Here is a 12,896-nt window from a genome sequence, read left to right as displayed (position 1 = left end):
TCCAGGCTTGGCGATACGGATCCGCACATGATACAGATCGATGCCCTACCCGCTTTCAACGACAACTACATCTGGTTGTTACAGGATACTGCCAATCGCCGCTGCGCAGTGGTCGATCCCGGCGATGCCGGGCCGGTGCTCGCCTGGCTCGGCCAACATCCAGACTGGGCGCTGGAGGCGATCCTGGTCACCCACCACCACCATGACCATGTCGGCGGCGTCGAAGTCCTGAAGCAGGCCACCAGCGCCACTGTCTACGGCCCGGCCAGCGAACGCATCCCGGCCCGCGACGTTGCCCTGGAGGACGGCGCGCAGGTCAAGGCACTGGGCCTGAGGTTCGAGGTCATGGCCATGCCCGGCCACACCTTGGGGCACATCGCCTATTACACTGCGCAATCGCCCACGCCGCTACTGTTCAGTGGCGACACCCTGTTCGCCGCCGGATGCGGGCGCCTGTTCGAAGGCACGCCCGAGCAGATGCACCATTCGCTGCAGCGCCTGGCCGCCCTGCCGGCCGAGACCGAAGTGTACTGCGCCCACGAATACACCCTGAGCAACCTGCGCTTCGCCCGTGCCGTGGAACCGGAAAACCCGCACGTTCTGCAACGGTTCGAAGACGTTACCCGCCTGCGCGCCGACAATCGCATCAGCCTGCCCTCCACCATAGGTCTGGAGCGCCTGACCAACCCGTTTTTGCGCACCGCTGAAACATTCGTTAAACAAAAAGCAGACGAATGGAAGGGACATTCCAACCCCACCCAAGCCACTGTTTTTGCTGCCTTGAGGTCTTGGAAGGACGTGTTCTGATAACCTCAAGATATATCGTGACATAAGCCCAAAGGTTGACCCGGCCGGGGCCGGTTTCTAGAATCGCCCAACTTTTTTGCCCGGATAACCGTTCCAGCCGATGTCTTCCCCTAGCCGCAGAACCGCTCATTCGGTCGCCCTGACGCGACTGGCACAGATCAGTGCACTGGCGCTGGCCGCCACCCTGGTCGGCTGCCAGAGCACCCGTCAGCTCGACGAATCCGACAGCGTTCGCGCGCACAACTACCAGGCGCGGATCAAGCACAAGCCCGCGCCACTGGTGGTCAAGCCCAAGGAAGCGCCGCCCCAGGACGTCTGGGAGCGCATGCGCCAGGGCTTCGCCCTGCAGGACGGCATGGACGTCAACCCGCGCATCGAACAGCAGCGCCTATGGTTCGCCAGCAACCCGTCGTTCCTCGAGAACGCCGGCGAGCGCGGCAGCCTCTACCTGCACTACATCGTCGAGCGCCTCGAAGAACGCGACATGCCGCTGGAACTGGCCCTGCTGCCGGCCATCGAGAGCGCCTACAACCCGATGGCCTACTCCCGCGCGCACGCCGCCGGCATGTGGCAGTTCATCCCGTCCACCGGGCGCCACTTCAAGCTGCGCCAGACCAATTTTTACGATGGCCGTCGCGACGTCACCGCCTCGACCAATGCGGCGCTGGACTACCTGAACCGCCTGCACGACATGTTCAACGGCGACTGGCTGCTGGCCCTGGCGGCCTACAATGCCGGCGAAGGCACCGTCAGCCGCGCCATCGAGCGCAACGAGCGCCTGGGCCTGCCGACCGACTACTGGAACCTGCCGCTGCCGCAGGAAACCCGCGACTACGTGCCCAAGCTGCTGGCCCTGTCGCAGGTGGTCAACACCCCGGCCGCCTACGGGATCAACCTGAACCCGATCGCCAACGAACCCTATTTCGAAGCCGTCGCCATCAACGACCGCCTCGACCTGTCGCGCGTCGCGGCCTTCGCCGACATCGACGAAGACGAGCTGATCCAGCTCAACCCCGCCTTCAAGAAGCGCATGACCGTGGACGGCCCGCAGCAGTTGCTGGTGCCTACCGCCAAGGCACAGTTGCTGAGCGACCGCATGTCCAACCTCAAGCCCGAGGAACTGGTCGCCCTGCAGCCGAACAAGGCCGTGTTCCAGGCCGCCCTGGCCGATGCCAAGGCGCCGGCGGCGCGCAGCTACCGGGTCAAGCGCGGCGACAACCTGGGCAGCATCGCCAAGGCCAACCGCGTCGCGGTCAAGGACATCCAGCGCTGGAACAGCCTGCGCGGCAACAGCCTCAAGGTCGGCCAGGTGCTGGCCCTGCGTGGCGGCAACGCGCCGAGCGCGGCGGCCAACCGCGTGGCCGATGCCAAGCAGCGTTCCACCCAGTACAAGGTGCGCAAGGGCGACTCGTACTACCTGGTGGCCAAGCGTTTCAACGTCGAGATGAAACACCTCAAGCGCTGGAACCCGCGCAGCGGGCATGCGCTCAAGCCGGGGCAGACGCTGACCGTTTACCTGTCGCGTTGATGTGAATCCCGGGGGCGCTTCGCGCCCCTTTCGCGGCACAAGGCCGCTCCTACAGGGATTACGCAGACTCTGTAGGAGCGGCCTTGTGCCGCGAAAGGGCTGCGAAGCAGCCCCAATCAGCCACATTCATCTGACCGGCTCGCACCCTTTTTCCATTCCAGACAAGCTGTTACTGTACCCCGAACCAAGCCCAACGCCTTCTGGATCGGATGCCGACTTGATACGTCCCCTCCTGCTGTCTCTCAGCCTGGCCTTGAGCTTCCCCGCCGTCGCGATGGTGAGCGAAAGCCACGGATACGCGCAGTTCGGCACGCTCAAGTACCCGGCCAGCTTCACCCACTTCGACTGGGTCAATCCGCAAGCCCCCAAAGGCGGCACCTTGCGGGCCATGGCCTTCGGCACCTTCGACACGCTCAACCCCTACACCTTCAAGGGCTCGAGCCCGGTCACCACGCCCAACTTCCTGCAGTACGGCATCAACGAGCTCAACGAGCCGCTGATGGTCGGCACCGGCATGTACGACCCCTCCGGCGACGAGCCCACCTCCAGCTACGGCCTGATCGCCCGCTCCGTCGAGTACAGCGAGGACCGCAGTTGGGTGGTGTTCAACCTGCGCCCCGAGGCGCACTTCCACGACGGCGTGCCGATCACCGCCGCCGATGTCGCCTTCAGCTACCGCACCCTGCTCAAGGACGGCCACCCGATCTACCGCACCAACCTGCAGGAAGTGGCCCGGGTCGACATCCTCGGCCCGCTGCGCATCCGCTTCGTGTTCAAGCGCGCCGGCAACCCGCTGCTGATCCTGCGCCTGGGCGAGATGCCGGTGCTGCCCAGGCACTACTGGGAAAAGCGCGACTTCAAGGCCACCACCTTCGAGCCGCCTTTGGGCAGCGGCCCCTACCGCATCACCGAGGTGCAACCCGGCCGCCGGCTGGTGTTCGAGCGGGTGAAGGACTACTGGGGCAAGGACCTGGCCGTGAACCGCGGCAAGTACAACTTCAAGCGCGTCGAATACGAGTTCTACCGTGACGCCACCGTGGCCTTCGAGGCCTTCAAGGCCGGCGAGTTCGACCTCTACATCGAGCACCAGGCGAAGAACTGGGCCAACGGCTACAACTTCCCCGCCGTGCGCCGCGGTGAGGTGATCAAGGCGCAGATCCCGCACAAGATCCCGACACAGACCCAAGGCCTGTTCATGAACAGCCGCCGCGCCACCTTCAGCGACCCGCGGGTACGCCAGGCGCTGGGCCTGATGCTAGATTTCGAGTGGACCAACCGCGCGCTGTTCAACGGCGCCTACCGGCGCGCCACCAGCTACTACCCCAACAGTGATTTCACCGCCACAGGCCTGCCCACCGGCAAGGAATGGCTGCTGCTCAAGCCGTTCCGCGACCAACTGCCCGAGAAGCTGTTCACCCAGCCCTACCAGGTCAGCCACACCGACGGCAGCGGCATCAGCCGCCCGGCCCTGCGCCAGGCCCTGGCGCTGTTCGCCCAGGCCGGCTGGAAGCTCAACGGCCAGCGCCTGGTGGACAGCAAGGGCCAGCAATTCGGTATGGAACTGCTGCTGGTGAATCCGAACCTCGAACGCATCCTGCAACCTTATGTCGAAAATCTGGCCAGCATCGGCATCGATGCGCGCTTGCGCACCGTCGACCGCGCCCAGTACAAACAACGGCTCGACCAGTTCGATTTCGACATGATCCTGATGACCCTGAACCAGACCCTGAGCCCGGGCCTCGAACAGTGGCTGTATTTCCACTCGAGCCAAGCCGCCACCAAGGGCAGCAAGAACTATGCTGGGGTCAAGGACCCGGTGGTCGACCACCTGCTCGACACCCTGCTCGCCGCCCGCACGCGTGATGACCAGATCGCCGCGGCGCGTGCCCTGGACCGCGTGCTCTCATGGCAGTACTACATGATCCCCAACTGGTACCTCGACAATCACCGCCTGGCCTACCGCAACCGGTTCGCCTTCGTCACCACGCCGCCCTACACCCTCGGGCTGAACAGCTGGTGGATCAAGAAGACTTCGGAGAAAGCCAAATGACGCCCACCTTGCGCCGCCTGGCCGGCAGCCTGTTGCTGGCCTGCCTCACGCTCCCGGCCGTGGCCGCCCCGCAGCACGCCCTGACCCTGTACGACGAGCCGCCAAAATACCCGGCCAACTTCAAGCACTTCGAATACGTCAATCCTGACGCGCCCAAGGGCGGCACCTTCCGCCAGTCCAGCTTCGGCGGCTTCGACAGCCTCAACCCGTTCATCAACAAGGGCGTGCCCGCCGACAACGTCGGCAGCATCTACGACACCCTGATGCGCCAGAGCCTGGACGAGCCCTTCACCGAATACGGCCTGGTGGCCGGCAAGATCGAAAAGGCCCCCGACAACAGCTGGGTGCGCTTCTACCTGCGCCCCGAAGCACGCTTCCACGACGGCCAGCCGATGCGCGCCGAGGACGTGGTGTTCACTTTCAACGCCCTGATCAAGGACGGCGCGCCGCTGTACCGCCAGTACTACGCCGACGTCACCGAGGTGGTCGCCGAAGCCCCGCTCAAGGTGCTGTTCAAGTTCAAGCACACCAACAACCGCGAGTTGCCGCTGATCCTCGGCCAGCTGCCGGTGCTGCCCAAGCACTGGTACGAGGGCCGTGACTTCAACCGCGGCAACCTGGAGATCCCACTGGGCAGCGGCCCGTACAAGGTCGTCGAGGTGAAGGCCGGCCGCTCGATCCGCTACGAGCGGGTCAAGGACTACTGGGCCAAGGACCTGCCGATCAACCGCGGCTTCTACAACTTCGACGTGATGACCTTCGACTCGTACCGCGACAACACCGTCGCCCTCGAAGCCCTCAAGGCCGGCCAGTTCGACTACGCCCTGGAAGTCAGCGCGAAGAACTGGGCCACCGCCTACGACGTGCCCGCCGTGCGCGACGGCCGCCTGATCAAGGAAGAGATCCCCAACGGCAACCCGGTGGGCATGCAGGGCTTCATCTTCAACCTGCGCAAACCCGTGTTCCAGGACATCCGCGTGCGCCACGCCATCAGCCTGCTGATGGACTTCGAATGGACCAACAAGCAGCTGTTCAACGGCGCCTACACCCGCACCGGCAGCTACTTCGAGAACTCCGAGATGGCCGCCAGCGGCCTGCCCTCGCCCGCCGAGCTGAAGATCCTCGAACCACTGCGCGCCAAGGTGCCCGACGAGGTGTTCAACGGCGCCTTCCGCAACCCCGTCACCGACGGCAGCGGCATGATCCGCGACCAGCAGCGCCAGGCCTACAAGCTGCTGCAGGACGCCGGCTGGAAGATCGTCGACGACAAGATGGTCGACAAGGACGGCAAGCCGGTGACCATCGAGTTCCTGCTGGCCCAGACCCAGTTCGAGCGCGTACTGCTGCCGTTCAAGCGCAACCTCGCGGACCTGGGCATCAACCTCGAGATCCGCCGGGTAGATGTATCGCAGTACATCAACCGCCTGCGCTCGCGGGACTACGACATGATCGTCGGCGGTTTCGCGCAATCGAACTCGCCCGGCAACGAGCAGCGTGAATACTGGAACAGCGCCGCCGCCGACAACCCCGGCAGCCGCAACTTCATCGGCCTGCGTGACCCGGCCATCGACCAGTTGGTGGAGCAGTTGATCAACGCTGACTCCCGGCAGAGCCTGATCGACCATTGCCGTGCCCTGGACCGGGTACTGCTGTGGGGCTACTACGTGATCCCCAACTGGCACATCAAGACTTCCCGCGTGGCCTACTGGAACCACATCGGCCACCCCGCCGTGTCGCCCAAGTACGACATCGGCATCGACACCTGGTGGATCAAGCCCGACGTCACGCCTGCCGTGAGCGAAGCCCCCGCCGCGGAAGAGGCCAACTGACATGCTGGCCTATATCCTGCGGCGCCTGCTGCTGATCATCCCGACCCTGTTCGGCATCCTTATCATCAACTTCATCATCGTCCAGGCCGCCCCCGGCGGCCCGGTCGAGCAGATGATCGCCAAGCTCGAAGGCTTCGAAGGCGCCACCAGCCGCATCGCCGGCGGCGGCGCCGAAGTGTCGGTGGCCGGCTCCAACTACCGCGGCGCGCAAGGCCTGGACCCGGCGCTGATCGCCGAAATCGAGCGCATGTACGGCTTCGACAAGTCGGCGCCCGAACGGCTGTGGATCATGGTAAAGAACTACGCCCAACTGGACTTTGGCAACAGCTTCTTCCGCGACGCCAAGGTCATCGACCTGATCGCCGAGAAGATGCCCGTGTCCATTTCGCTGGGGCTATGGAGCACGCTGATCATGTACCTGGTGTCGATCCCCCTGGGGATCGCCAAGGCCGTGCGCCACGGCAGCCACTTCGACGTCTGGACCAGCTCGGCGATCATCGTCGGCTACGCCATCCCCGCGTTCCTGTTCGCCATCCTGCTGATCGTGCTGTTCGCCGGCGGCAGCTACTTCGACTGGTTCCCGCTGCGCGGGCTGACCTCCAACAACTTCGACGAGCTCTCCACCACCGGCAAGGTGCTCGACTACTTCTGGCACCTGGTACTGCCGATCACCGCGCTGGTGATCGGCAACTTCGCCACCATGACCCTGCTGACCAAGAACAGCTTCCTCGACGAGATCAACAAGCAGTACGTGGTCACCGCCAAGGCCAAGGGCCTGAGCCGCACCCGCGTGCTCTACGGCCATGTGTTCCGCAACGCCATGCTGCTGGTGATCGCCGGCTTCCCCTCGGCGTTCATCGGCATCTTCTTCACCGGCTCCTTGCTGATCGAGGTGATCTTCAGCCTCGACGGCCTGGGCCTGATGAGTTTCGAGGCGGCGATCAACCGCGACTACCCGGTGGTGTTCGGCACCTTGTTCATCTTCACCCTGCTTGGTCTGGTGGTGAAGCTGATCGGCGACCTCACCTACACCCTGGTCGATCCACGTATCGACTTCGCCAGCCGGGAGCACTGACATGGCCCTGTCCCCCCTCAATCGCCGTCGCTTCGAGCGCTTCAAGGCCAACCGCCGCGGCTGGTGGTCGCTGTGGATCTTCCTGGTGCTGTTCGTGCTGAGCCTGGGCGCCGAGTTCATCGCCAACGACAAGCCGATTGCCGTGCGCTACGACGGCGAATGGTACTTCCCCGCCTTCAAGCGCTACCCGGAGACGACCTTTGGCGGCGAGTTCCCGCTGGAGGCCAACTACAAGAGCCCGTACATCCGCGAGCTGATGGAGAAGAAGGACGCCTTCGTGCTGTGGGCGCCGATCCCCTACAGCTACCAGAGCATCAACTATGACCTGAAAGTACCGGCCCCCGCACCGCCCTCCACCGACAACCTGCTCGGCACCGACGACCAGGGCCGCGACGTGCTGGCCCGGGTGATCTACGGCTTCCGTATCTCGGTGCTGTTCGCCCTGACGCTGACCATCGCCAGCTCCATCGTCGGCGTGATCGCCGGCGCCTTGCAGGGCTTCTACGGCGGCTGGGTGGACCTCGCCGGCCAGCGCTTTTTGGAGATCTGGTCCGGCCTGCCGGTGCTGTACCTGCTGATCATCCTCGCCAGCTTCGTGCAGCCCAACTTCTGGTGGTTGCTGGGCATCATGCTGCTGTTCTCGTGGATGAGCCTGGTTGATGTGGTGCGCGCCGAGTTCCTGCGCGGGCGCAACCTCGAATACGTACGCGCCGCCCGCGCCTTGGGGATGAGCAACGGCCCGATCATGTACCGCCACATCCTGCCCAACGCCATGATCTCGACCATGACCTTCATGCCGTTCATCCTCACCGGCGCCATCGGCACCCTCACCGCCCTGGACTTCCTCGGCTTCGGCCTGCCCGCAGGTTCCCCGTCGCTGGGAGAGCTGGTGGCCCAGGGCAAGTCCAACCTGCAAGCCCCGTGGCTGGGCATCAGCGCCTTCGCCGTGCTGGCGGTGATGCTGAGCCTGCTGGTATTCATCGGCGAATCCGCCCGCGACGCCTTTGACCCGAGGAAATGACATGAGCCAAGACACCCTGATCGAAGTCCGCGACCTGGCGGTGGAGTTCGTCACTGGCGAGCAGGTCAACCGCGTGGTCGACGGCATCAGCTTCGACATCCGCAAGGGCGAAACCCTGGCCCTGGTCGGCGAAAGCGGCTCGGGCAAGTCGGTGACCGCCCATTCGATTTTGCGCCTGCTGCCCTACCCGCTGGCCCGGCATCCCTCCGGCACCATCCATTACGAAGGCAAAGACCTGCTGCACCTGGGCGAGAAGCCCATGCAGCGGATTCGCGGCAACCGCATTGCGATGATCTTCCAGGAGCCGATGACCTCGCTGAACCCGCTGCACAGCATCGAGAAGCAGATCAACGAGATCCTGTTGCTGCACAAGGGACTCACCGGCAAGGCCGCCACCGCCCGCACACTTGAGCTGCTGGAACTGGTCGGCATTCCCGAGCCGCACAAGCGCCTGAAAGCCCTGCCCCATGAGCTGTCCGGTGGCCAGCGCCAGCGGGTGATGATCGCCATGGCCCTGGCCAACGAACCCGAACTGCTGATCGCTGACGAGCCCACCACGGCGCTCGACGTGACCGTGCAGTTGAAGATTCTCGACCTGCTCAAGGAGCTGCAGGCGCGCCTCGGCATGGCCCTGCTGCTGATCAGCCACGACCTCAACCTGGTTCGCCGCATCGCCCACCGCGTGTGCGTGATGCAGTGCGGCAAGATCGTCGAGCAGGCCGACTGCGCCACGCTGTTCAGCAAGCCGCAGCATCCGTATACACAGATGCTGATCAATGCCGAGCCCAGCGGCGCACCTGCCGCGAATGCCGAAGGGGCGCCGTTGCTGGAGGTGAAGGACCTGAAGGTGTGGTTCCCGATCAAAAAGGGGCTGCTGCGCCGGACCGTGGACCATGTGAAGGCGGTGGATGGGGTGAACTTCAGCCTGCCCCGGGGGCAGACGCTGGGGATCGTTGGCGAGAGTGGATCGGGCAAGTCGACCTTGGGGTTGGCCATCTTGCGGTTGATTTCCAGCCAGGGAGGGATTCGCTTCCATGGACAGAATCTTGAAGGGCTGAATCAGAAGGAAGTGCGGCCGCTGCGGCGGGAGATGCAGGTGGTGTTTCAGGATCCCTTTGGCAGCCTGAGCCCGCGCATGTGTGTGGCGGATATCGTTGGCGAAGGGTTACGGATTCACAAGATCGGTACACCGGCTGAGCAAGAAGCGGCGATTATTGCGGCGTTGGAGGAAGTGGGGCTGGATCCGAGGACGCGGCACCGGTATCCCCATGAGTTTTCTGGGGGGCAAAGGCAGCGGATTGCGATTGCTCGGGCGTTGGTGTTGAAGCCGGCGCTGATTTTGCTGGATGAGCCGACCTCGGCGCTGGATCGGACGGTGCAGCGGCAGGTGGTTGAGCTTTTGCGGAATTTGCAGGTTAAGTACAACCTGACTTACCTGTTCATCAGTCATGACCTGGCGGTGGTCAAGGCGTTGAGTCATCAGTTGATGGTGATCAAGCATGGGCAGGTGGTTGAGCAAGGGGATGCGGGGGCTATTTTTCATGAGCCGAAGCATGGGTATACGAGGCAGTTGTTGGAGGCGGCATTTTTAAATTTTCAAATTTAAACTTACCCCAAAGCCATGAAGCTCTTAGCCAACAACCAAAACCAGGCTATAAAACCCTTACACCAGACATTAGAGCGCCGTAAAAACCAAAATCCGAGACCCTTAACCTCTGCAACCCCCATATTAAGCGAGACCTGAATGAGTAACTCACATATTCACGAATTCGCCCTTGACTATTGTTTCTCAAACACTCCTCCCCGTTACGCGCTTCTACTGACAGGAGCCTGGGGCTCAGGAAAAACGTGGTTCATTGAAAAGCTAATTAGCGAGCTAAACAACAAGGAGGCAAAAGAGTTGTACATCAGTCTCTATGGCCTCAGCTCATTCTCGGCAATTGAATATGAATTCTACAGAAAGCTCCATCCTGTTTTATCAAAAAAAGGAATGGAGCTCGCAGGAAAGGTTCTCAAGGGAGCACTAAAGGCAACCATAAAACTTGATTTAGATTCGGACGGCAAAGACGATGTCTCAGCCACCGCCTCCATTCCGAGCGTGAACCTTCCTGAATACTTAACTAACACATCAGGCTTCACTTTAATCTTCGACGACATTGAGCGGTGCTCAATAAACCTACCAGACCTATTGGGCTACATAAACCACTTCGTAGAGCACCAGAGCTACAAAGCAATACTTATTGCCAACGAAGAAGAGCTTGATAAAAATGACAAGTACAAGCTCATCAAAGAAAAACTAGTTGGCAGGACATTTGAAATCACTCCCCAAATCGATGAGGCTTTAGATAAATTCATCGAAGACTCAGGCTTAGAAAAATTCTTCGAGCCTCACCGAGAGCTGATAAAAGAAATTCATCACCAAGCAGGCTATAAAAACCTACGCCACTTACGGCAAGCCATATTGGAATTTTCACGTTTAGAGCAAAGACTTCCAGACGATATCACCCAGTCTTCTGAGCTAATGGCTCATTTCCTAAGGTTATTTCTTGTATTCACATTCGAGATTCGTCACGGGAAAATGGCCCCAAACGACATTCTAAACCTCAAAGATCAATGGATAAATTACTCCATATCTAAATCTCGCGACAACAAGACAACCGCCCAAGAAAAACCACTAGCAGTTATACTTTCGGAAAAATACGCCGACTTTGAAAGCCACGACCTCCTTTTGGAAATAAACACATGGATAGATATTTTATGGAAAGGAATTATAGATGCAAGCACCATTACCGACCACCTAAAAAACAGCAGATACCTAGTCTCAAAAACCTCTCCTAACTGGGTTAGGCTATGGAACTTCAGATCTCACTCAGACACTGACTTTACGACTTTAGCATCCGAAGTCTGGCAACAATTCAAAAATACGAAATTCACTGCCCACCATGAAATAAAACACATCGTGGGGATGATGATATTTTTTTCAGAGCACGGTCTATTCGAAGAAAGCATTGAATCAATAACGGAAACTGCCGTTACTTGCATTGATGCGATTCGCGAACAAGGCCACTTCAGCGCTCGCCGAACTGCCGAATTTCGTGAAGATGAATCCGCATTGGGAATGTGCTATTTCTCTAGGGAACATGAAAAATTTCGCGATATCTGTGAGTACCTAAGAAAACAAGAGCGAGAGTCTTATCTTGAAACCCTCCCTTCCTTGGGTGAAAGACTACTCTCAAAGCTGGAAGCCACACCTTCTGCTTTTTCGCAGTCCCTCTATACATCTAGCTATGGCTGCGGTGAATATTATGACACCCCTATCCTGCGCAGCATCCTGCCAGAGGCTTTTACCAGCACCTTATTTAAACTAAAACCTGAAGATTTATACGATGCCTGTAAATTCTTCAAAGAGCGCTATAGAGCCTCTGGCCTGCTGGAAATCCATACAGAATTACAATGGATCACCGCTGTAAAGTACATTATTGATCAAGAAGCCGCCGCACGCCCCAAAAGTTTGTTTGGGCATTGCCTAAAAGAAGTCTCAGCTCAGCTAATCAACAAAGCATTAGAGGACCTGAAAAGCTGCAATCAACGCTTAACACCCCCAGAGGCATCAGATTTCCCTGCTTCCTTGTAGTCCATTTCCCAAACATACTCTCACTGCCTTTTTTCCGTTGCGGTCGGTGCGGCATCGCCCTAGTCTCAGCAAGTCGCTGAACTCAGCGATCGGCTTTGACAGGCCGCGACGGTACTAGGGTATGCAGCACCTTCAACGGTAGCTGTACGTGCGGGCACGCTTGCGTGCGCCGGAACTTCCTATGTCCGCCGGTCTGTCAACCCACGTACAGCTGCCACCCTTCTGTTTGACAGCGGGCCGGTGGTGGCTCCTTTAGGGATATAGGAGCTCAACATGTTAAAGATCGTCCCCGATCCACCCCACAACCACCACTCCCTCGAAGACACCATCATCCAGGCCACCGAGTACGCCCTGTGTGCGCAGACCGTGGCTCATCAGGCTGTTCTGCTGCATCCCAAGTCGCCCGTGTCGATCCTGGTCATGGCCGCGATGCATGAAATGGAGGCGCTGCGAGTGCTGCTCGAGTCGGCGTTGATTCAGGTGCAGATGCCGCAGGTGGAGCCTCGGACGTTGCATTAAGGCGTTAGCCATAGGTTGCCTGGGCTGGCCTCATCGCCGGCAAGCCGGCTCCCACAGGGGATCGGCGTGGCTGCGCGGCAGATGTTGTGTAGCTGATTGCTGGACTACCTGCTTGCCCAGGCACCGATCATTTCAGGGAGATTGAGCCATGAGCACAGACGACACCACGCCCCACACCACCGTGGGCAAGACCAAGTTCTACCAGGGTGAAAAGCATACCGACCCGCTGTTCTGCATCGAACCCGGCATCCCTTGCCAGCACGCACGGGAACAGGCTTCGGAATTGATGGGCTGCGTGTGCGACCTGACCATCACCGGGATCATGGAGGAAAAGCCTCAGCTGATCTGGGCATCGTATTACCTGAGCGCGCTGGCCAAGGCGCTGATGGATGATGCGGAGTTGGGGATGAAGCACTGACTTCACAGGTAAACG

The 12,896-nt window shown here is 60.4% G+C and carries 10 protein-coding genes; all 10 read left to right on the top strand.

The genetic code is table 11. The annotated features are described in order from the left end of the window. Window positions 1-27: 27 nt before the first annotated feature. The 10 genes from gloB to NMG10_RS12585 all read left to right on the top strand — a co-directional run bounded on the left by gloB (window position 28) and on the right by NMG10_RS12585 (window position 12,881). Window positions 28-807: a hydroxyacylglutathione hydrolase gene (gene gloB / locus NMG10_RS12630; RefSeq protein ID WP_232856340.1), complete on the top strand. Its 780-nt coding sequence runs from the start codon at window positions 28-30 to the stop codon at window positions 805-807. Window positions 808-907: 100 nt separating this feature from the next. Further along, window positions 908-2,335, top strand: a complete 1,428-nt coding sequence (locus NMG10_RS12625; protein WP_203651896.1) for a lytic transglycosylase domain-containing protein — start codon at window positions 908-910, stop codon at window positions 2,333-2,335. A gap of 217 nt (window positions 2,336-2,552) precedes the next feature. Then, window positions 2,553-4,385 carry an extracellular solute-binding protein gene (locus NMG10_RS12620; RefSeq protein WP_254464466.1) on the top strand — a complete coding sequence of 611 codons (1,833 nt, stop codon included), beginning with the start codon at window positions 2,553-2,555 and terminating at the stop codon, window positions 4,383-4,385. Then, the gene (locus NMG10_RS12615) at window positions 4,382-6,214 is read left to right on the top strand and encodes an extracellular solute-binding protein (RefSeq protein WP_254464465.1); all 1,833 of its coding nucleotides are present in this window, start codon (window positions 4,382-4,384) and stop codon (window positions 6,212-6,214) included. Before NMG10_RS12620 ends, NMG10_RS12615 begins: the two co-directional genes overlap by 4 nt. Before the next feature lies 1 nt (window position 6,215). Beyond that, window positions 6,216-7,289, top strand: coding sequence for a microcin C ABC transporter permease YejB (locus tag NMG10_RS12610; protein ID WP_046854817.1), 1,074 nt, complete (start codon window positions 6,216-6,218; stop codon window positions 7,287-7,289). Window position 7,290: 1 nt separating this feature from the next. Continuing rightward, window positions 7,291-8,310 (top strand): ABC transporter permease, encoded by a 1,020-nt coding sequence (locus NMG10_RS12605; RefSeq protein WP_254464464.1) that lies wholly within the window; start codon window positions 7,291-7,293, stop codon window positions 8,308-8,310. A 1-nt stretch (window position 8,311) separates the two neighbouring features. Next, window positions 8,312-9,916, top strand: a complete 1,605-nt coding sequence (locus NMG10_RS12600; protein ID WP_254464463.1) for an ABC transporter ATP-binding protein — start codon at window positions 8,312-8,314, stop codon at window positions 9,914-9,916. 138 nt (window positions 9,917-10,054) lie between these two features. Next, entirely contained in the window at window positions 10,055-11,944 is a 1,890-nt protein-coding gene (locus NMG10_RS12595; RefSeq protein WP_254464462.1) for a P-loop NTPase fold protein, read from the top strand. Between the two features lie 273 nt (window positions 11,945-12,217). Further along, on the top strand, window positions 12,218-12,463 hold the full coding sequence (locus NMG10_RS12590) for a hypothetical protein (protein WP_011534689.1): 246 nt from the start codon (window positions 12,218-12,220) through the stop codon (window positions 12,461-12,463). Window positions 12,464-12,611: 148 nt separating this feature from the next. Then, window positions 12,612-12,881: a DUF3077 domain-containing protein gene (locus tag NMG10_RS12585; RefSeq protein WP_011534690.1), complete on the top strand. Its 270-nt coding sequence runs from the start codon at window positions 12,612-12,614 to the stop codon at window positions 12,879-12,881. The last annotated feature ends 15 nt before the right edge of the window (window positions 12,882-12,896 follow it).

It is taken from the genome of Pseudomonas sp. DVZ6, from assembly GCF_024259445.1.
Lineage (GTDB): Bacteria > Pseudomonadota > Gammaproteobacteria > Pseudomonadales > Pseudomonadaceae > Aquipseudomonas > Aquipseudomonas peradeniyensis.
The sequence above is the reverse complement of the archived record's forward strand: the minus strand, read 5'-3'. Positions and strand labels throughout refer to the sequence as shown.

Coding starts and splice junctions, on each gene's coding strand:
- gloB (WP_232856340.1), top strand. CDS start 28: ATGATACAGATCGATGCCCTACCCGCTTTCAACGACAACTACATCTGG.
- NMG10_RS12625 (WP_203651896.1), top strand. CDS start 908: ATGTCTTCCCCTAGCCGCAGAACCGCTCATTCGGTCGCCCTGACGCGA.
- NMG10_RS12615 (WP_254464465.1), top strand. CDS start 4,382: ATGACGCCCACCTTGCGCCGCCTGGCCGGCAGCCTGTTGCTGGCCTGC.
- NMG10_RS12610 (WP_046854817.1), top strand. CDS start 6,216: ATGCTGGCCTATATCCTGCGGCGCCTGCTGCTGATCATCCCGACCCTG.
- NMG10_RS12605 (WP_254464464.1), top strand. CDS start 7,291: ATGGCCCTGTCCCCCCTCAATCGCCGTCGCTTCGAGCGCTTCAAGGCC.
- NMG10_RS12600 (WP_254464463.1), top strand. CDS start 8,312: ATGAGCCAAGACACCCTGATCGAAGTCCGCGACCTGGCGGTGGAGTTC.
- NMG10_RS12595 (WP_254464462.1), top strand. CDS start 10,055: ATGAGTAACTCACATATTCACGAATTCGCCCTTGACTATTGTTTCTCA.
- NMG10_RS12590 (WP_011534689.1), top strand. CDS start 12,218: ATGTTAAAGATCGTCCCCGATCCACCCCACAACCACCACTCCCTCGAA.
- NMG10_RS12585 (WP_011534690.1), top strand. CDS start 12,612: ATGAGCACAGACGACACCACGCCCCACACCACCGTGGGCAAGACCAAG.